This window comes from Haloarcula sp. HT12, assembly GCF_055271655.1.
The window spans coordinates 832,121-851,302 of the sequence record NZ_JBUXKW010000002.1 but is presented as its reverse complement, the minus strand read 5'-3'; the positions used below and the strand labels follow the sequence as shown (position 1 = coordinate 851,302).

Genomic DNA, 19,182 nt, shown 5'->3' with positions numbered 1-19,182 from the left:
TCCGGGAGTCGTCGGGACGCTGTCGCGGGCAGTCGGGGACAGCGATATCTCGTGGAAGGTCATCTAGGATGAAGCATCGTGACTCAACACCGCCACGGCCGGTCCCGCCACATATTTTTTAGTAACCGCGCAGCGATATGCAGCGTACCGTGTCATATATTATCAAGATGCCGAAGCTCGGACTGGAGATGGAGCAGGGAACGGTGCTCGAATGGACCGTCGAGCAAGGCGACGAAGTCTCTGAGGGAGAGATGATCGCCGAGGTCGAGTCCGAGAAGAGCATCGGGGAAGTCGAGGCGCGCGAGGACGGGACAGTTCGGCGCGTCTACGCCGAAGTGGGAGACGCCGTCCCGCCGGGAACGCCGATCGGAATTTTCGCAGCGCCGGACGCCGATATCGCTGACCTGGAGGCGGAGGCCGAGGCCGAACTGGAGGGTGACGCCGCAGACGAGGCCGAAACAGCCGAAGCGGAATCAGCCGAGGCGGAATCAGCCGAGGCGACCGAAGCGGTCGCCGCAACTCCCGAAACGGCAGGGGGTGGCGGTGACGACGGGGGCCAGGTGGGCGGCGCTGGGGGAAGCAGCGGGGACGTGAAAGCCTCGCCGCGTGCACAGAAGCGCGCCGAGGAACTGGGCGTCGACCTGGCGACCGTCGAGGGGACCGGGTTCGACGGCGCGATCACGGAGGACGACGTCGAAGCGGCAGCCGACGCGGTCGAGAGTGACACGGAGACAGCAGAAGCCACAGAATCGGTGAAGGCCTCACCGCGTGCAGAGCAGCGTGCAGAGGAACTGGGCGTCGACCTGACCACCGTCGACGGGACTGGCTTCGAGGGTGCGATTACCGAGAGTGACGTCGAGGCCGCCGCCGAGGCGGAACCGCCCGTCAAGCGGGCCGAGCGACAGCGCGGTGGCATGGAGTGGCTCCCGGCCGAACGGCCGGAACTGGACCGGTACGAACGGGTCACGGCCACCGCGGACCCGTCCGCCGGCGAGGCGCTGTTCGAGACGATGGAGGCGGTCCGGACGGCCTTCGAGCAGCGCGTGACGATGACCGACGTGGCGCTCGTCCTGGCCTCGGCGACGCTCACCGAATATCCAGTGCTGAACGGCACCTTCACCGAGTCGACCCACCAGGTCACGGAGCCACAGCACATCGCCCTCGTCGCCGACATCAACGGCTCAGTTTCGGGGGTCATCCCCGACGCTGCGAACAAGTCCCTCACCGAGATCGTCGACATCCGCCAGTCGGTCGACGGCGAGAGCGAGCCGTCCCACCAGGCCACCTTCACCGTCACGAACGCCGCCGAGACCGACGGCAGCGGTCGGCTGATCAATCCGCCGGCCGTCGCGGCGCTCGAACTAGATCCGACCGGTGAACGAGCCGTCCCGACGGAGAACGGCGTCACCATCCAGCCGCTCGTGACGGCTAGCCTCACGTACGACACGCGCGCGGTCGGTGCCGGGGAGGCACAGGCGTTCCTCGATGAGTTCTTCGAGCGGGCCGAGCGTGCGTCGGACCTCGTGCTCGGGTCCTATCGCGGGCGGGAGTGAGTGAGAGGGGAGCGTCGCCGACTCCGTGCTTCTGCGGTAGGCTATCGCGGCCGCCAACGGTGTTGCCGATCTACAAAAGAGCTGTACATTCATATACAATGAAAAGAAATCCTAGAAGGCCATGCAAGCCGCAACCTACCACGGCCGGAAAGACATCCGCGTCGAAGAGGTAGAGGAAAGGAGCATAGACGCGGGCGCGGTGCGAATCGACATCAACGCCTGTGGGATCTGTGGGTCTGATCTCCACGAGTACACCGCCGGCCCCATCTTCGTCCCGGAGGGAGAGCCACACCCTGTCTCGGGAGAGCAAGCGCCGATCCGGATGGGACACGAGTACAGCGGCACAGTCACGGAAGTCGGGGAAGGTGTGACAGATCTAGCCGTCGGGGATGCCGTCGCTATCAATCCCATCCTCTACTGCGGCGAGTGTCGGCAGTGTCACGAGGGGAACTACCACATCTGCGAATCGATCGGATTCATCGGCCTCTCCGGCGGAGACGGTGGGTTCGCCGAGAGTGCCGTCGTCGACGCTGAGCGGGCTGTCCCGCTGGGAGACGACGTTCCCGTCGAACACGGTGCGTTGGTCGAGCCGTTGAGCGTCGGCCTCCATGCGGTTCGTCGGTCGGGACTCCAGGCCGGCGACGCGGTCGCCGTGTTCGGGAGCGGCCCCATCGGGCTCTCGGTGATTCAGTGTGCTCGCGCCGCCGGTGCGGGACGGATCTTCGTCTCCGAACCGCGCGACGCCAGACGGGACCGCGCCGCGGATTGCGGTGCCGAGGAACTCATCGATCCGACGACGACCGACCCCGTCGAGCACATCCAGTCGCAGACGGACGGCGGAGCCGACGTTACGTTCGAAGTCGCCGGCGTCGAACCCTCGTTCAACGCGGCGGTCGAGAGCACAGCCCCGAGTGGCCGGACGACCATCGTCAGTATCTGGGAAGAGGAGGTGAGCACCCATCCGAACAGTCTCGTCCTCGGCGAGCGGACGGTGACCGGAACGCTCGCCTACCTCGGCGGGCCGCGGGCGGGCGAGGAGTACGGGATGGTGATCGATATGCTCGCTGACGGTCGCCTGGACCCCGAACCGTTCATCACTGGCCGGATCGGCCTGGAAGAGATCGTCGAGGAAGGGTTCGACCGGCTCATCGACCCCGAGAGCGACCACGTGAAAATCCTGGTCAAACCCGACATGGCGTAGCGGCTCCGGCCGCACTGCCGGGGAAATATTGGTCCACCGATCAGGGGTTCTCGACCGTCGTCGCGTCCTGATGTAACACGCCCGCGTCGGCCGCGGCACCGAGCGCGGCGTCGACTGCCACCAGTCGCGGTCCGTCAGCGACGGGCGTGATCTCGACGGTCGCGTCGGCCAGTTCGAGTTCCCGCTCGCCGTCCGCGCCGACGACACCGTCCTCAACGGCGAACGTCGCGGACTCGTCCCAGTCCAGTGGGTCGTGATCGACGATCCCGACCTCGGTCGTCATCCCCGGTGCGAGGATTCCCCGGACCGTCCGGGACGCGTCCGCGGGGTCGCCCAGGCGGAGCGCCGCGCCACCCGGTTCGTCGGGGGCCAGCGGCTCCAGGCACCCGGCGACGCAACTGAGGCCGATTTCGGACGGGTGCGCCCGCGAGACGACACCGCCCAGCAGTTCCGAGGGGTCGATGACGGCGCGGGTCCCGACGAACGGGCGGTCCGTGATTTCGACGGCGGCCAGTCCCGTGAGCCGCTTCGTGCCGTTGATATCGTCGGCCACCACATCTATTTTTCCGTGGCGGGAGGTGACGGCGTCGGCGTCGACGGCGTCGCTCGCAACGACTGCCGCGGCCGCGCCAGCGGTCGTTCCGTCGACGGGCGTCGGCACGACGTTGTTCGTCCCCGTCGAGACGGAGACGAGCGACACGTCGCCGAGTTCCATCGCCGCGTCGCGGGTGGTCCCGTCGCCGCCCAGCACGACCACGGCGTCGGCGTGCTCGCGGAAGTGGGCGGCCGCGCGCCGCGTGTCAGCCGCCGACTTCTCGACGGGCATGTCCACCTGTTCGATCGCGACGCCGTCGGGAGCCTCCGAAACCGCGTGGGCCGCGATCCCGGCGTTGTCCGGCATGACCGCGACGCTCGGGGTGTCGGGAACGATGGTTAGGCCCGCCAGAACGCACTCGGCGACGCGGCGCTTGGCGTAGTTGTCGACGACGCTCGCGCCGCCGGTGAGACGGCGGATATCGCGACCGGCGGCCGGATTGACGACCAAGCCTACGCGAGCCACGTGTTCAGGTGATCCGCTCGATTGCGTGCTGGACCTCGTCCCCGTCGGGCAGGACCTCCTGTTCGAGCGGCGGGCTGAACGGCATGTGCGTGTCCGGCGTACCGACCCGCTGTATCGGCGCGTCGAGGCTGAAAAAGGCCTCCTCCTGCGCTCTGGCGGCGACTTCGGCGTGGATGCCGTAGGAGAGGGGGCTCTCGTCGGCGACGACGAGGCGACCCGTCTTCTCGACGCTCTCGACGATGGTGTCGGTATCGAGCGGGTACAGCGACCGGGCGTCGATGACCTCGACGTCGACGTCGCCGTCCAGGGTCTCGGCCACGTCCAGGGACTCGCCGACGAGGCGCTGGGTCGCGACGACAGTGACGTCGTCGCCCTCCTGTTCGATGCTCGCCTCGCCGATAGGGACGGTGAAGTCCTCGTCGGTCGGGACCGACCCCTTCTGCTCGTAGATCATCTTGTTCTCGAAGACGAACACGGGATCGTCCGAGCGGATGGCGGCCTTGGTGAGGCCTTTCGCGCTGGCCGCCGTTCCGGGGGCGACCGCTTTCAGGCCGGGGAAGTGAGCGATCCAGGCGTGGACCGTCCCGGAGTGCTGGCTGGCGGCCCCCATACCACCGCCTTCGGTCGTCCGGACGGTGACGGGCATCTCCGTCTTCCCGCCGAACATGTAGCGCATCTTCGCCATCTGGTTCATGATCTGTTCCATCGAGACGCCCATGAAATCGCTGAACATGAGTTCGACGACCGGGCGCGTGCCGGTCGCGGCCGCGCCCGTCGCAGCGCCCATGAACCCCGCCTCGGCGATTGGCGTGTCCCGAACGCGCTCCTCGCCGAACTCCTCGAAGAGGTCACCTGTCACTTCCAGGACGCCACCGAACAGGCCGACGTCTTCGCCCATGACGTACACGTCTTCGTCGCGTTCCATCTCCTCGCGGAGGGCCTGTCTGATGGCCTCCCGAACGGTCATCGTCTCGGTCTGTTCCGCATCGATCTGGGCCTGTGCAGTCATTGTGAGTCACCTCCGCGCGTGCCCCCGTCGGCACGCGGACTGGCCGCGAACTGTTCGATTTCGGGGACTGGTTCGCCGAACATGTCCTCGTAGGCCTCGGACGGGTCGGGCATGTCCGCGTCCTGAGCGTAGTCGACGGCGTCGGCGATAGTCGCCTCGACCTCGGACTGCAGCTCTTCGAACTCCGATTCGGTGAGCTCGCCGCGGTCGATGAGGCGATCCTTGAACGACTCGATGGCGTCGCGCTCCTTCCACTGCTCGATCTCCTCTTTCGTGCGGTAGGGCTGTTCGTCGCCCTCGTAGTGGCCGCGGTAGCGGTACGTCTCGGCTTCGATAAACGTCGGCCCGTCGCCCGCCCGGGCGCGCTTCCGGGCTTCCTCGACGGCCTCGGCGACGGCAGTGACGTCCATCCCGTCGACGGTGACGCCGGGGATGTCGTAGGCCTGGGCCGTGTCGCTGAGGTGCTCGACGTTGTGCTGTTTGTCGACCGGCGTGGCCTCGCCGTACTGGTTGTTCTCGACGAGGAAGATGGCCGGGAGGTCCCACGTCGAGGCCATGTTGATCGCCTCGTGGACCTGCCCCTGTGCGACGGCTCCGTCGCCGAGGAAGCCCAGGGCGACCTTGTCAAGGTCCTTGTAGTCGATGGTGAGCGCCGCACCGGTCGCCATGGGCGGCCCGGCACCGACGATGCCGTTTGCGCCGAGCATCCCGGAGTCGACGTCGGCGATGTGCATCGAGCCCCCCTTGCCGTTGCAGTAGCCGTCCTGCTTGCCGAACAGTTCGGCCATCATCAACTCGGGATCGAGTCCCTTCGCGATGCAGTGGCCGTGACCGCGGTGCGTGCTGGCGATGTAGTCGTCCGGGTCGAGCGCCGCACAGGCACCGACGCCGACCGCCTCCTCACCGATGTACAGGTGGACGAACCCCGGGATTTCCCCGTCGGCGAAGTACTCGCCTGCGGTCGTGTCGAACTCCCGTATCAGGAGCATCCGACGCAGGGCTTCGAGCCGTCCGTCGTCCGTGGCTAGTGTATAGTCTGCCATACTACGTTAACTGATGACACTTAACACGATATTAGTAGTATCGGTATTCTCCGGTGGTATCATCGCATATATACCTTCGACGGTAAGTTCCGGCTATCGGATGAAAACCGAGAGCAGTTCCTCGGGCGTCGGATCGCGAAACCGGTACCGCGTCGGTGCTCGTCGGACCGCAAACAGGTCCAGACGAACGACCAGTCGCCGGCCGTCGCTGAGCGTGCCGCGACAGATCGGGCCGCGGCTCGTGACGGCGAGGTACGGCGGGGCCGGGATCGGTCTGCCCTGTACGTTCTCGTCTATCGCTGCCGTCCCTGTCCGCAGTATTTCGAGGAGGTCCGCCGTCAGTCCCCGCTCTCGAAGAAGGTGCTCCAGCGGTTCCGTCACTGCGCCCGATTCCCGCACGTCGTCGGTGGGCCAGGCGGTGGCTACTGAGCGGCCGGCGTCGATAACCGACTGCAGGGTCTCGCGATGCGATTCGAGGAGCCGCGTTCGAATCGTCGACTCCGGGTGTGTCACAGGCGTGTATTGGAGCGGTACATCTAAAAAGCACACTGATCTATCAGGAATGGCCGACCGAACGAGCTTTCGGCACGGTATTGTCCAATTCGGTGATATTTTCATCCGTTCCAGTGACATATGGAACCGATAGTTGCTCACCTGTCAGCGATAGTTGATAGATGACATAAATCAATCAATAATAATGTGCTATTTGTCAACAGTTGGCGCTTGCATGGAGGGAGATGGGTCGGTGAACACCCTGCTGTCCGTTCAAAGCCAGCAACGGCAACCACCACAGGCAGTGGGTACCCGGCCCGTGAATAACAACTGTACTGGTATTAGATCGCACGTGATACCGGGCAACCGTCCGCGATTGCTCTCGGCTGATCTGTCGATAAAACAAACAGCGCTGTCACTCGTGGGCCAGGTTGACCTCGATGACGTTGGCAGCCTGTTGCACCGTGTCGATGAGGTGCGCTCTGCGGCCCGGCGACTGCAACCGGTTGATGGGTGCGGTGATGCTGATCGCGGCCTCGCGGCGGTCGCCGGTGTCGATGGGGACCCCGACACAGCCGGTGCCGTCGACCCGCTCCTCGGTGTCATCGGCGACGCCGCGCTCCCGGATCGTCTCGAGCTCCGCGAACAGCGTCTCGCGGTCGGTGATGGTGTTCTCCGTCTCGGCCGGTAGCCCGCGGGTGTCGATGATTTCCGCGACCCGGTCGTCATCGAAACTGGACAGGAGCGCCTTGCCGATGGCGGTTTTGTGGAGGTGGATGCGCTTCCCCAGGCGCGTATCGAGCGCGACTGCCTGGTCGCCGCTGGTCGTGTGGATGTAGATGCCGTAGCCCTGCTCTTCGATCATCAGGTTCGCCAGTTCGCCGGTCTCGACGGCCATGCGTCTGACCTCTGGTTTGGCGACTTCGTAGATGCCGTCGTACCGCTGTGCGATGCCGCCGAACTCCAGCCACCGGAGCCCGATCCGGTACTCGCCGTCACGCTCGACCACCAGCCCCTCGTCTTCCAGTGTCACCAGGTGCTTGTATATCGTGCTCTTTGCGGGCTCCAGCGAGTCGGCGAGTTCGACCAGCGTCGCACTTCCACCGAGTTCCTTGATCCCCGAGAGTACCGCCAGCGAAGTCTGTGTCGCCCGGACCGAGTCCGTTTTTGCCCGTGTCATTGGATACCGGTTCTACTGCCGCTCGAATAAAATTGCCGTATCGACTGTGTCACGGCCCCTGATCGGCTGCTGAGACTGAGCGTGCTGCCGGACTTGCGTCACACGTTCCATTGGCCGACGCAGCTATTCGAAAATACGAAACGGAACACCGGCCGCTTGGCACGAAAGCGACAGTCGAAATCGTCGGGACTGCCGTGGCGCGGCGACCGACCAGTCCCGAGATACCGACAGAACGGGACCTCCGGCTAGCCGCTACAGAGCCCGGATGGTCACGGGCTAAAAAGTAATATCGACGATACGTTTCATATATTCGAACACCCGGTAAGACAGTGGAACGGCGATGCTCGCTGGCGTTTCGACAGGCCGTGGACGGTAGATTTAAGCGGGTCCGTCGGGATTTTTGAAACGAGTTATGAGTGTGACGCGACACTACGACCGCGAGTTCGTCAGAACGTTCTTTACCTCGCCGACAGCCGTCGACGGGGAGGACGATTCCGCGAAGATGCTGCGGAGCGCGGGCCAGCTCCGTGGCCTGCAGGCACCGGACGTCTGGGTCCCGGACAACGAGGACGCGACGGCGCCGAACATGCGCGACGAGGGCGTCCAGAACATCATCGAAGTCGTCGCCGAGCATGGCGCCGAGTTCCCCGGCGAGATCCACCCGCGCGTCGTCTGGCACCGCGAATCGCCGACGACCCGCTATCAGGGGTTCCAGCAGATGCTCGAGATCACCGACCCCGACAACGGCGCGGTCGACTACATCGACGGGTTCGTCATTCCGGAGGTCGGCGACATCGACGACTGGAAGAAGGCCGACGAGTTCTTCACCATCATCGAGCACGAGCATGGCCTCGAAGAGGGGAGCCTCTCCATGTCGGTCATCGTCGAGAGCGGCGAGGCCGAACTGGCGATGGGTGACCTGCGCGAGGAGATGGGCAAGCCCTCGAACAACCTTGAACGCATGTTCCTGCTCGTCGACGGCGAGGTCGACTACACGAAGGACATGCGCGCGATGACGCCCACCGGCGAACTGCCGCCGTGGCCCGAACTCCGGCACAACACCTCCCGCGGGGCCAGCGCCGCGGGCCTCATCGCCGTCGACGGCCCCTACGACGACATCCGCGACGTCGAAGGCTACCGCGAGCGGATGAAGGACAACCGTGCGAAGGGGATGACCGGCATCTGGTCGCTGACGCCGGGCCAGGTCGTGGAGGCGAACACGGCCCCGCTCCCGCCCAAAACCGGGAGCTGGCTCCTCGAAGTCGGCGGCCGGGAGGTCGAACTCGAAGCACAGGACGGCACGCAGGTGTACGATGGCGACGACCTCTCGCTGGAAACGGACGGCGATGGCGGCTACGTTCTGCAGGCAGGTGGCGAGCGACTGGAACTGGACGAGGAGGAACTCACCGAGGAACTGCTCGACCGCACCGCGTACATCCCCAGCATGACCGACATCGTCGACTCCATGGAGGAGTTCGAGGCCGCGAAGGAGGCCGGGAAAGGTGCCATCGCGATGACCCAGGCCGCGACGCTGGTCATCGACGGCGTCGAAGTCGACATCAGCAAGGACCGGATGTGGGACGAAGCGACCTACCAGGCCGCCCAGACGCCCATCACGCTGTTCCAGGACGTGTACGAGCACCGCCCGGACCAGCACGAAGAGTTAGAGGAGATGTACGGCGCTGACATCGTCGAACGCGCAACTGCCGTCGGGAACTGACAGTCGGAACCGGTATTTCGTTATTCGAAACACCGTGGGCGCGGTTCGGTTTACGAGTCCTGCAGGCTTCGAATTTTTCAGTCTTCCAGCGGTTCGATGAGTTCGACGTGGTGGCCGTCTGGGTCCGCGACGAAGGCCGTGTACGCGCCGGCTTCCGGCTGTTGCCCCGGCTCTTTGACGACGCCGTGGTGGTCGATACGCTCGACCGTCGCGTCGACGTCGTCCACGCCGAGTGCGAGGTGGTCCCAGCCGGTCCCCATCTCGAAGCTCGTCTCCCCCTCCGTCTCCGAGAGCTGCAGTTCGACGCCGTCGTCGTCGGCCACGTAGTAGTTGGTCGTCTCGCCGTCGGGCGTGGTGAACTGCCAGGACTCCTCGAAGCCGAACTGTTCGTAGAACGCGATCGATTCCGCCTCGTCGGCGACGTTCAGACACATGTGGAGTACGCTTGCGCTGCCCATACACCGCATCAGACGCCCCGTGGCAAATAGCTGGTGGGCCGTCGCGGAAACCGATGGCCGCATGCACAGATTTTAATGATTATTACTCCTGAATACCCGTATGGCCATCGAAAACGTCGAGGATGCCTGGTCAGCAGAGGAACTGGACCTCGACCGACCGGACGTGGACGCGTATCGAGATCTGGCGGAAGCGCTCCGTTCGCGGGTCTCGGGTGGGGTCGAGTTCGACGAGTACGCGCGGGTGCTGTACGCGACGGACGGGAGCGTCTACCGCGCCGAGCCGGCCGGGGTCGTGTATCCGACCGACATCGACGACGTACAGGCGGCCGTCGAGGTGGCGACTGATCACGGCGTCCCGATCATGCCCCGCGGGACCGGATCGTCGCTCGCTGGACAGGCCATCGGGCCGGGCTGTGTCGTCCTGGACATGTCCCGGCACATGGACGGCATTCTCGATGTTCGGCCCGACGAGCAGACGGCGCACATCCAGCCCGGCGTGGTGCAGGACGACCTTGACGACGCGCTGGCCGACTATGGGCTCAAATTCGCCCCGGACCCGGCGTCGTCGAACCGGGCGTCGGTCGGCGGCGGCATCGGGAACAACTCCACCGGCGCACACTCGGTCAGGTACGGCATCACCGACGCCTACACCGACGCCGTGAAAGCCGTCCTCTCGGACGGGTCGCTCATCCACGCCCGCGAGGTCGTCATCGACTCCCCGGAGTGGGACGACATCGTGAACAAGGACGACCGGGAAGCCGACATCTACCGGACGGTCCGCGAGATCGTCGAGGAGAACGCCGAAGAAATCGAAGCGCGGTATCCGGACCTCAAGCGTCGGGTGTCGGGCTACAACCTCGACCGCGTCGTCTACGAGAACGACGACGGGGAACGAGTCATGAACCTCGCGAAGCTGTTCGTCGGCAGCGAGGGTACCCTGGGCGTCATCGTCGAGGCCGAGCTCTCGCTCGTGACCGTCCCCGAGGAGACCGCGCTGGCGCTGTACTGCTTCGACAACCTCACTGACGCGATGAAAGCCGTCCCGGTCGCCCTTGAGTACGACGTCAGCGCGGTGGAGTTGATGGACGACGAGGTGTTCAGGCTCGCGGCCGGCTCCGACGGCTACGCCGAGTACGTCGAGCCGATTCCCGACCGGGCGGCGGCCGCGCTGATGCTGGAATACGACTCGGAACTGCACGACGACTTCGAGGCGGCCATCGCCCGGACCACCGAGCGGTTCGTGGACGAGGGGGCGGCCTTCGAGGTGGTCGAGGCCTACACCGACGCCGACCAGGCCGACCTCTGGAAGCTCCGGAAGGCGGCGATCCCGCTCCTGATGTCCATGGACGGCGACCCCAAGCCGTACCCGTTCATCGAGGACGCGACGGTCCCGCCGGCGGAACTCGCCGAATATGTCGAGAAGTTCGAAGAAGTGCTGGCCGACCACGACACCTCGGCCGCGTACTTCGCCCACGCCGGCTCCGGGACGCTCCACATCCGCCCGATCCTCAATCTGAAGGAAGAGTCGGGCATCGAGGACATGCACTCTATCACCGACGACGTGACCGACCTCGTGCTGGAACACAACGGGTCCTTCTCCGGCGAGCACGGCGATGGGATGGCCCGGACGGAGTTCACTCCCAAGATGTACGGCGAAGATCTCTGGGACGCGTTCAAGCAGGTCAAGACGGCCTTCGATCCGCAGTGGTGGATGCACCCGGGCAACGTCGTCTACCGCGAAGGCCCAGCGGATATCGGCCCCGACGCCGACCGCGGCGTCGGCGCGGACATGCGCGAGAACCTCCGGTACGGCCCGGACTACCAGTCTTTGGAGCCTCAGACGACGCTGGACTTCGAGGACGAGGGCGGCTTCTCGCACCTCGTCGAGCTGTGTAACGGCTGTGGGACCTGCCGCCAGACCGACGGGGACGTGATGTGTCCCACCTACCGCGCCTCGAAGGAGGAGGTGCAGGCGACGCGGGGCCGGGCGAACCTCCTCCGGTCGGCCATCAGCGGCGATCTGGACGAAGAGGAGATCCACTCCGAGCGCTTCCAGCAGGAGGTGCTCGACCTCTGTGTCGGCTGCAAGGGCTGCAAGAGCGACTGCCCGACCGGCGTCGACATGGCGAAGCTCAAGACCGAGCTGAAACACCAGCACCACGAGAAGGATGGAACGAGCCGCCGGGAGCGCCTGTTCGCCAACATCGACACCGCCTCGAAGATCGGGTCGGCGCTGGCTCCGGTTTCGAACTGGGGGACGGACCTCCCGGGCGCGCGGGTCGTCATGCAGAAGCTGTTCGGCATCGCGCCGGAGCGCGACCTCCCCACCTTCCGCCGCGAGACGCTCCAGGACTGGTTCGACGCCCGCGGGGGCTCGGCCGTCTCACCGGGCGAGGCCGACCGGAAGGTCCTGCTGTTCCCCGACACGTACACGAACTACTCGTATCCGGCCGCCGGCAAGGCCGCCGTGGAAACGCTCGAAGCCGCAGGCGTCCACGTGAGTATTCCCGACGACACCGCGCCGTCCGGGCGGGCGGCGTACTCCACCGGCATGCTGGACCTGGCTCGCGAGCGGGCAGCAACGAACGCGACCCGGCTCTCGGGCCGCGTGGCGGACGGCTGGGACGTCGTGTTCGTCGAACCCTCCGACGCGGTGATGTTCCAGGACGAGTACCGCGACCTGCTCGACGGCCCCGAGGTCTCGCAAGTGGCCGACAGCGCCTACGGCGTCCTGGAGTACCTCGACACGTACCGGCTCGACGACGCGCTGCCGATCACGGACCGCTCGTTGGGGGCCGCTGGGTCGGTCAGCTACCACGGCCACTGCAACCAGAAGGGGACCAACAAGGACCACCACGCCGTCGGCGTGATGCGCCGCGTCGGCTACGAGGTGGACCCGCTTGACTCGACGTGCTGTGGCATGGCGGGGAGCTTCGGGTACCACGACGAGCACTACGACCTCTCGAAGATCATCGGCCGCCTGTTGTTCGACAAGGTCGACGAGAGCGACGGCGACCGCGTCGTCGCACCGGGCGGGTCCTGCCGCTCGCAGTTGGGCGACCGCGAGGGCACCGATGAAATCCCGCCCCACCCCATCGAGGTCGTCGCCGAGCGAGTGTCGTAGACGAGAGCCGTCACACGGTTGGTGTGACAGGCGCGGCGACGACGCTCTCGAACGGTTGTACTCCATTTGTATCAAAAAATTATGAAAAATACTATATATAATCTCCTCGTCCATTCGGCCATGGCAGAGAAGAGGATCGTCGACTGCGCGCACCTGCGTGTGCCGGATCTGGAGCGTGGCGTGGGGTTCTACACGGAGACGCTGGGATTCGTCGAGCGGTCCCGAACAGCAGGGCTGAGCCGTCTCGCGACGCCGACACGGCGGGGCAGTCGGTGTGCGCTCACGCTCAGTGAAGGCCAGCGCGGACTCGACCGGCTCGCTATCGGCGTCAGCGAGGCTGAGTTTCGCGATATCGAATCCCGGCTCACCGGACGGGAGACCGACTTCACCCGCCGAAACGGGACCGAGACAGCCGAAGGACGGACGCTACGGGTCACGCTCCCCGGCGGCCTGCCAATCGAGATCCGTAGCCGGGCCTCCGGACAGGCGCGGGGGCAGGCGTCGGTGCCGTCAACGGAAGCGTCGTGTGTGCCACACGGGATCGACCACGTGACACTCACAGCGGCCGATGTGAAAGCTGACGCCGAGTTCCTGCGGGACGAACTCGGCTTCCGGCTGTCGGATATCGCGATGGCTGGACCCGATATATGGGGGCGTGCGTTCGCCCACCGGGGAGACGGGACACACGACGTGGCGCTGGTGATGGAACCGCTGGCACCGTCGACGCGGTTGCACCACGTCGCCTGGCGGACCCCCGATGTCGACAGCCTGACGCGGCTCATCGAACGGGTTCGGACGGCCGGACACGAGGTGGATGTCGACGTGCAGACGGGGATGCACGGCACGCGTGCCGCTGTGTACGTCCGCGACCCTGCCGGAACCCGGCTGGAACTCACGACAGCAGCCACGAGCCAGACACCTACCGCACCGATTGCGCTGTCCCGGGCGGACCCCGACGACATCGATGCCCTCTGGCCGGAGACACACCCACGGCGGACCGGGTAGACCAGACCATCGAGGGGCCCGAGTTCGAGCGGTGGCCGGGCTATCGCTGCCGCAGCAGACCCGTGCTTTTACCATGACCGTCGTCGTCATGTTTCAAATAATGCTAGATATATCCATATATGACATTTTTGTAGTTCACTGTATTTTTCTGTGCTTAAACTCTGACTCATCGTATTTATCATTCGAAATTTAGTAAAGTAAAACGTCAATATGATACTAGAACAATAAATACAGTCAGATACCATCCAGAGCTGGAATATGATTGCACAACCAAGTCACGTTCAGCTTTTGTCCCAGTTCGGACCGGAGCGGCTTCTGTTACTCATTCGAACTCGCCGACACAGCTCGGTCAGAGAAACGAATGTACAGTTGTTAGAAATTGTTCCAGTTACATGACGAGTCCCGTCGGCACCCGAACGTCAGTTTCGGGTGAACGACGCCGTGCCGTCGGTGAACGTCAGCGATTCGCGGTCGGTGACTTCGGCGGCGGTCGGCAGGTCCTCGACGACCGGCTCGGAGACGTGGAGCGGGGACAGGTCCTGCGTGTTCTGGACCCACACGATTCGCACGGTCTCGGGGTCGTAGCCACCGAGCGCGGACAGCGCCGTCCGGACGGCGAACTCGTCGTCCGGCGCGACGAGCGGGAGCTTCGCCTTCGCCGTCGACCCGCTGGTGAGCGCGTTCGCGTACGTTTTCTGGAGGTCCAGTTGATCAACCGCGGCCCGGCGAGTGATGTCCGCCAGGCCGATGCCGTTGCCGTTGCCCTTCGTCGCCTCGGTGAGCCCGCGGGCGTACAGCAGCTTGATCGACGGCTCATCGGGGTCCGGGGCGTTGAGGACGCGGTAGCGGCCGATGACGTTCGTGTCCATCCCCGCGCCGGAGACGTCCTTGCCGAGTTCGTCGACGACGAGCAGGTCGATGTCGTCGACCGGGAGCGTCGCCATCTCGTCGTAAGCTCGCTCCAGCAGGGCTGGTTCGCGGTCGGTGAACGACCCCGCCGGAATCGCTTCGACGCGGGCCGTCTCCTCGTGGAAGTTCTCGACCAGCGCGACACCGCCGACGAGCGGCAGCACCGCATCGGCGACCGGGAGCGCGGCTTCGAGCGTCTCGACGTAGCCCTCCTTGATGGCCGTCGAGTGGAACGCCTTCGCACCGTGTTGCTTGCCCAGCCCGACGACGGTCATCTTCGTCAGGCCGCTCTCGATGCGCCCGCTGTAGTTGGTATGGGGCTTCACTCGATTCACGACGATCACGGCATCCGCATCCAGTGCCGCCGTCGAGACGTGGACCGAAAACTCGGTGTCACCGACGGTGACCGTGTCGACCTGCGTGGTGTCCATCCGGGCGTCGATGGGTGCATCGAGGCGCGGTTCCGTGATGCCTAAACTCTTTAGGACCTCGCGCTGGCCCGCCGGTGTCGCCCCGCCGTGGCTCCCCATCGCCGGGACGACGACCGGCTCGAAGCCCCGGTCGCGAATCGCTGCGACGACAGCCTCGGCGATGTCGTCGATGCGGTGGATGCCGCGGCTGCCGACGGCGACGGCGACAGTCCCACCCGGTTCCAGCCCGTCGAAGTCGAGCCGGTCGAGTTCGGCCCGCGCCGCGGCCGACGGGTCGTCGACGGACTCAGTCTCCGGCTCGTACCGGACGCGAGCGAAGCCCGGCAGCGGTTGTGGGTCGATGAGGTGATCCACGTCACCTCGGTCGGGGAAGTTCATACCGGAGGATGAGGGGCGAGGCATACAAAAACCGGGGTCGCTGGCGACGGTGACAATCGAACCACTCTTCTGAAATTCTGCGCTCACTCCTGTAACAACAGCCGGACCGCATCCGAGAGCTGGCCAACGCGAGCGGGGTGTTCGAAGGACTCCTCGCGGATACCGTTCGTGACGAGCGCGAACCCGACGTTCAGCTCGGGGTCGCCCCAGCCGAACGAACTCCCGAGACCGGCGTGGCCGAACATGCGCTCGCGGCTCGCGGCCCCGAACATGTCGGCGGCCAGCCCGCCGGTCCAGACGCCGAGTCCGTAGCGGGCCGGGCGCGACAGCGTGCCGTCGGACTCAGTTTCGGCGTGGGTCGTGGTCGCCTCGTCGACAGTCGCCTCGGTCAGCAGTTGCGTTCCGTCCAGTGACCCGCCGTTTGCGAGACAGGCGTAGAACCGGGCCATGTCTCGGGCGGTGCCGATACCGTTGGCCGCGGGAATCACCGCTCGGTGAGTCGCTTCCTGATTGAACGCCGCAGCGTACGCTGCGGCGGGGTCTTCGAGCCCTTCGTCGATTTCGCGACAGCGCTCGAACGCCTCGTAGCCCGCCAGGGTCGCCACGTCGTCGGGTTCGTCGTCGCGGAGCCCGATACCGGTGTGGTCCATCCCGAGCGGCTCGAACACGTTCTCCGCGACGTACTCCTCGACCGGCTGGCCGCTACAGCGTCGGATGAGTTCACCGACCAGCCACCCGTAGTTGAGCGTGTGATACGCCGGCGTCGTTCCGGGCTCGAAGACGGGGTCGATGTCTTCCATCGCCGCAACGACGGCGTCCCAGTCGCCCCATCTCTCGGGCTGGTCGTCGAACTCACCGAACGGGATACCGGCGGTGTGGCTGAGCACCTGCTGAACGGTGATTTGTGCCTTTGCCGTGCCGTCGTCGGCAAACTCCGGCCAGTGCTCGACGACGGGATCGTCGTAGTCGAGTTTCCCCTGTTCGACGAGCTGATGCAAGCCTGCACCGACGAACGGCTTCGTACAGGAAAAGAGGAGGTGGCGCGTCTCGGATGTCGTCTCGTCACCGTCGGGACCTGTGGAACCGCCGGCGAAATCGACGACCAGGTCGCCGTCGACGTACACCGCCAACTGTGCGCCGTGATGCAGTCCGACGTCGAGTTGTCGGTCGAACTGCGCCCGGAGCTCATCGATGTCAGCGGGGGTTAGCTGTGGCATGCCCTGCCCTGTGTCCGGCTGCGTAATAGAAGTTAGGCTCGGGTCGAAAAGATCGGCCTTCTGTGCGGTTGCGCAGCGCGGCCTCACGGCGGCGAAACCGTTCTTTGACTTGTCGAACAGCCGCCCTACTCGAATGCCGGAATACCGGTCAGGTCGTGCCCGAGGATTAGCGAGTGGATGTCGTGCGTTCCCTCGTACGTGTAGACGGTTTCGAGGTTCGTCAGGTGCCGCATCGGGGAGTAATCGGCCGTGATGCCGTTGCCGCCGAGCATCTCGCGGGCCACCCGTGACTGCTCGCGGGCCATCCGCGCGTTGTTGCGCTTGGCCATCGACACCTGTTCCGGGCGGAGGTCCCCGCGTTCCTTCAGGTCAGCGAGCCGGTGGGCGAGCAACTGCCCAAGCGATATCTGGGTGGCCATCTCCGCGAGCTTCTCCTGTTGGAGCTGAAAGCCGGCGATGGGCTTGCCGAACTGGTCGCGGTCGGTGGCGTACTCGCGGGCGGTCTCGAAGCAGTCCATCGCGGCCCCGACCGTCCCCCAGGCGATGCCGTAGCGGGCCTGCGTGAGACAGGACAGCGGCCCCTTCATTCCCTCGACGCCCGGCAGGACGTTCTCTTCGGGGACGCGGGCGTTCTGCAGGCTGATCTCGCCCGTGATGGACGCGCGCAGCGAGAGCTTCTCGTCGATCTTGTTCGTCGTGATGCCGTCGCGGTCAGTCTCGACCAGAAAACCCCGAACGGGATTGCCGTTGGCGGAGGTGACCGTCGCCCAGACCAGCGCGAGGTCGCTGATGGGTGCGTTCGTGATCCAGGTCTTCGAGCCGTTCAGGACGTGGCCGTCGGCGTCCCGTTCGGCCGTCGTCTCCATCGCCGAGGGATTCGACCCGTGTTCGGGCTCGGTCAGGCCGAAACAGCCCACCTGCTCGCCGCTGCCCAGCGCCGGCAGCCACTCCTCTTTCTGGGCGTCGCTGCCGTAGGCGTGAATCGGGTACATGACGAGTGCGCCCTGGACGCTTGCCATCGAGCGCAGGCCGCTGTCGCCGGCCTCCAGTTCCTGCATCAGGAGGCCGTACGCCGTTTCGCTGAGCCCCGGCAGCCCGTATCCATCGAGGTTCGGCGCGTAAAAGCCGAGTTCGCCCATCTGGGTGATGAGCTCCGTCGGGAACGTGCCGTCGATCCAGTGCTGTCCGACATCCGGCTTGACTTCCTTCTCGACGAACTCCCGAGCCGTGTCCCGAACCATCCGCTCTTCCTCGCCGAGGTCACCTTCGAGACCGAGGTAATCAATCATATAGGATCTGAGACCGGGATTTAATTAAGCGTTTGCCCGTGCCAAACGGCAGTACTGTGATCGCTGCGGAATGTGGTCCTCAATCCGGGAGAGAGCGGAAACGGTCGCGACGACGATGGGAGTACCACCGACTGGCCGTCGAAGCCGTCACTAAGCGGATGCCGGCCTCGGGAGCACCTGAGTCTGTGAACGGAAAGCCGTGAAATCCGGCGTTCCGTACACTGAAACGAGCGTCCCATCGCACCACCTGGGAGACTCGCAGCGTGTCCGTTCATCTTAGCGGATCCGGAGTCGAGAAGCAGAGTAACCGTCCATCTGCTACCAGTAGTCAGCAGCGTGACCGGCGGTCAATCTGGCTGTGCCCACATACTGAGTCACACGAAGAACAGCGCTCACTGACAGGCAGGAAGGGGTTCAACAACCCTTCAAAAATGAAACCATATCTAAGATTTGAATTCTAAAATTAGTCCATTAAACAAAGAGAATCCGAATTTCTATTCTTATTTTCCCCATTATAGATTTACTTATAGAAACTTCAGATATTTAGTCGCCGCTTTAATCTCTTTTTCGCCATATTTGTAGATATCTGCTGTTCCCTATTTTGAAGAGAAACAACCACCAGATACACACGTTGTTCCATATATGGAAACATATTTCTATAAGTGTGCACATATTCTCTCCTATGGGAGACGAAGAAGACATCGAAGACGAAGCCGTGTCCGTATCGATGGAGATTTCGGGGAATTACGACGAAGTCATGTCGAAACTGGCGACAGAGGACGAGGGGTCGACGTCGCTCGTCTCGCTGCTTGACGACCTCGAACAGTTACTCGACACAGTGGTCCGAATGGACGGTGGGACACGCAGTGCAATCGCCCAGCAACTGCCCGAGGATATGACCGTCTCCTTCGACGCGCAGGCGGTCGTCGACACGCTCCAGGTGCTCGAACGCTACGACCTCGTTATCCTCGAAGGCAACACCTGGAAGCCCGGGCCGAAACTCACGACAGAGGAATAAGCGCCGCCGCGGCACGTCCGCTGTGGGCCGACGCATCCTGTGCCGGGAGAGTGTAGTGGTATCTCACACTGGTGTAGTCCGGTTAGTAGCGGCTG

Annotated in this window: 15 protein-coding genes; 6 read left to right on the top strand and 9 right to left on the bottom strand. The window is 64.6% G+C overall.

The window, feature by feature from the left end; translation table 11 throughout:
- The first annotated feature begins 167 nt into the window (after positions 1 to 167).
- Entirely contained in the window at positions 168 to 1,553 is a 1,386-nt protein-coding gene (locus tag ACY9XZ_RS09595) for an E3 binding domain-containing protein (protein WP_463456804.1), read from the top strand.
- A gap of 121 nt (positions 1,554 to 1,674) precedes the next feature.
- On the top strand, positions 1,675 to 2,754 hold the full coding sequence (locus ACY9XZ_RS09590; protein WP_463456803.1) for a 2,3-butanediol dehydrogenase: 1,080 nt from the start codon (positions 1,675 to 1,677) through the stop codon (positions 2,752 to 2,754).
- A 40-nt stretch (positions 2,755 to 2,794) separates the two neighbouring features.
- Here the strand turns inward: ACY9XZ_RS09590 and ACY9XZ_RS09585 are convergent, their stop codons facing one another.
- The 5 genes from ACY9XZ_RS09585 to ACY9XZ_RS09565 form a co-directional block, all read right to left on the bottom strand.
- Positions 2,795 to 3,814 (bottom strand): NAD(+)/NADH kinase, encoded by a 1,020-nt coding sequence (locus ACY9XZ_RS09585; protein WP_463456802.1) that lies wholly within the window; start codon positions 3,812 to 3,814, stop codon positions 2,795 to 2,797.
- 4 nt (positions 3,815 to 3,818) lie between these two features.
- On the bottom strand, positions 3,819 to 4,823 hold the full coding sequence (locus ACY9XZ_RS09580) for an alpha-ketoacid dehydrogenase subunit beta (RefSeq protein WP_463456801.1): 1,005 nt from the start codon (positions 4,821 to 4,823) through the stop codon (positions 3,819 to 3,821).
- Positions 4,820 to 5,866 carry a thiamine pyrophosphate-dependent dehydrogenase E1 component subunit alpha gene (locus tag ACY9XZ_RS09575; protein ID WP_463456800.1) on the bottom strand — a complete coding sequence of 349 codons (1,047 nt, stop codon included), beginning with the start codon at positions 5,864 to 5,866 and terminating at the stop codon, positions 4,820 to 4,822. The genes ACY9XZ_RS09580 and ACY9XZ_RS09575 overlap by 4 nt, the downstream gene beginning before the upstream one ends.
- 93 nt (positions 5,867 to 5,959) lie before the next feature.
- A complete protein-coding gene (locus tag ACY9XZ_RS09570; RefSeq protein ID WP_463456799.1) occupies positions 5,960 to 6,379 on the bottom strand; it encodes a hypothetical protein in 420 nt (139 codons plus the stop codon).
- A 394-nt stretch (positions 6,380 to 6,773) separates the two neighbouring features.
- Positions 6,774 to 7,538, bottom strand: a complete 765-nt coding sequence (locus ACY9XZ_RS09565) for an IclR family transcriptional regulator (protein WP_463456798.1) — start codon at positions 7,536 to 7,538, stop codon at positions 6,774 to 6,776.
- A gap of 412 nt (positions 7,539 to 7,950) precedes the next feature.
- Between ACY9XZ_RS09565 and aceB the strand changes: the two genes are divergently transcribed.
- On the top strand, positions 7,951 to 9,258 hold the full coding sequence (gene aceB, locus ACY9XZ_RS09560; protein WP_463456797.1) for a malate synthase AceB: 1,308 nt from the start codon (positions 7,951 to 7,953) through the stop codon (positions 9,256 to 9,258).
- Positions 9,259 to 9,335: 77 nt separating this feature from the next.
- Here aceB and ACY9XZ_RS09555 read toward each other — a convergent pair whose 3' ends face one another.
- Positions 9,336 to 9,716 (bottom strand): VOC family protein, encoded by a 381-nt coding sequence (locus tag ACY9XZ_RS09555; RefSeq protein ID WP_463456796.1) that lies wholly within the window; start codon positions 9,714 to 9,716, stop codon positions 9,336 to 9,338.
- A gap of 100 nt (positions 9,717 to 9,816) precedes the next feature.
- Between ACY9XZ_RS09555 and ACY9XZ_RS09550 the strand changes: the two genes are divergently transcribed.
- Both ACY9XZ_RS09550 and ACY9XZ_RS09545 read left to right on the top strand, forming a co-directional pair.
- The gene (locus ACY9XZ_RS09550) at positions 9,817 to 12,840 is read left to right on the top strand and encodes an FAD-binding and (Fe-S)-binding domain-containing protein (protein WP_463456795.1); all 3,024 of its coding nucleotides are present in this window, start codon (positions 9,817 to 9,819) and stop codon (positions 12,838 to 12,840) included.
- Positions 12,841 to 12,960: 120 nt separating this feature from the next.
- Positions 12,961 to 13,845 carry a VOC family protein gene (locus tag ACY9XZ_RS09545; RefSeq protein ID WP_463456794.1) on the top strand — a complete coding sequence of 295 codons (885 nt, stop codon included), beginning with the start codon at positions 12,961 to 12,963 and terminating at the stop codon, positions 13,843 to 13,845.
- Positions 13,846 to 14,264: 419 nt separating this feature from the next.
- Here the strand turns inward: ACY9XZ_RS09545 and ACY9XZ_RS09540 are convergent, their stop codons facing one another.
- From ACY9XZ_RS09540 to ACY9XZ_RS09530, 3 genes are all read right to left on the bottom strand, one after another.
- The gene (locus ACY9XZ_RS09540) at positions 14,265 to 15,563 is read right to left on the bottom strand and encodes a nickel pincer cofactor-dependent isomerase, group 22 (RefSeq protein ID WP_463456793.1); all 1,299 of its coding nucleotides are present in this window, start codon (positions 15,561 to 15,563) and stop codon (positions 14,265 to 14,267) included.
- Positions 15,564 to 15,646: 83 nt separating this feature from the next.
- Positions 15,647 to 16,780 carry a serine hydrolase domain-containing protein gene (locus ACY9XZ_RS09535; protein ID WP_463456792.1) on the bottom strand — a complete coding sequence of 378 codons (1,134 nt, stop codon included), beginning with the start codon at positions 16,778 to 16,780 and terminating at the stop codon, positions 15,647 to 15,649.
- A 125-nt stretch (positions 16,781 to 16,905) separates the two neighbouring features.
- The gene (locus ACY9XZ_RS09530; RefSeq protein ID WP_463456791.1) at positions 16,906 to 18,069 is read right to left on the bottom strand and encodes an acyl-CoA dehydrogenase family protein; all 1,164 of its coding nucleotides are present in this window, start codon (positions 18,067 to 18,069) and stop codon (positions 16,906 to 16,908) included.
- A 682-nt stretch (positions 18,070 to 18,751) separates the two neighbouring features.
- Here ACY9XZ_RS09530 and ACY9XZ_RS09525 point away from each other — a divergent pair.
- Positions 18,752 to 19,087, top strand: a complete 336-nt coding sequence (locus tag ACY9XZ_RS09525) for a hypothetical protein (protein WP_463456790.1) — start codon at positions 18,752 to 18,754, stop codon at positions 19,085 to 19,087.
- Positions 19,088 to 19,182 lie beyond the last annotated feature (95 nt).

Bases quoted from the DNA above. Each gene is read 5' to 3' on its own strand.
- ACY9XZ_RS09530 (WP_463456791.1), bottom strand. From the start codon at position 18,069: ATGATTGATTACCTCGGTCTCGAAGGTGACCTCGGCGAGGAAGAGCGG.
- ACY9XZ_RS09550 (WP_463456795.1), top strand. From the start codon at position 9,817: ATGGCCATCGAAAACGTCGAGGATGCCTGGTCAGCAGAGGAACTGGAC.
- ACY9XZ_RS09555 (WP_463456796.1), bottom strand. From the start codon at position 9,716: ATGGGCAGCGCAAGCGTACTCCACATGTGTCTGAACGTCGCCGACGAG.
- ACY9XZ_RS09575 (WP_463456800.1), bottom strand. From the start codon at position 5,866: ATGGCAGACTATACACTAGCCACGGACGACGGACGGCTCGAAGCCCTG.
- ACY9XZ_RS09595 (WP_463456804.1), top strand. From the start codon at position 168: ATGCCGAAGCTCGGACTGGAGATGGAGCAGGGAACGGTGCTCGAATGG.
- ACY9XZ_RS09540 (WP_463456793.1), bottom strand. From the start codon at position 15,563: ATGAACTTCCCCGACCGAGGTGACGTGGATCACCTCATCGACCCACAA.
- ACY9XZ_RS09580 (WP_463456801.1), bottom strand. From the start codon at position 4,823: ATGACTGCACAGGCCCAGATCGATGCGGAACAGACCGAGACGATGACC.
- ACY9XZ_RS09525 (WP_463456790.1), top strand. From the start codon at position 18,752: ATGGGAGACGAAGAAGACATCGAAGACGAAGCCGTGTCCGTATCGATG.
- ACY9XZ_RS09565 (WP_463456798.1), bottom strand. From the start codon at position 7,538: ATGACACGGGCAAAAACGGACTCGGTCCGGGCGACACAGACTTCGCTG.
- ACY9XZ_RS09535 (WP_463456792.1), bottom strand. From the start codon at position 16,780: ATGCCACAGCTAACCCCCGCTGACATCGATGAGCTCCGGGCGCAGTTC.
- ACY9XZ_RS09590 (WP_463456803.1), top strand. From the start codon at position 1,675: ATGCAAGCCGCAACCTACCACGGCCGGAAAGACATCCGCGTCGAAGAG.
- aceB (WP_463456797.1), top strand. From the start codon at position 7,951: ATGAGTGTGACGCGACACTACGACCGCGAGTTCGTCAGAACGTTCTTT.
- ACY9XZ_RS09545 (WP_463456794.1), top strand. From the start codon at position 12,961: ATGGCAGAGAAGAGGATCGTCGACTGCGCGCACCTGCGTGTGCCGGAT.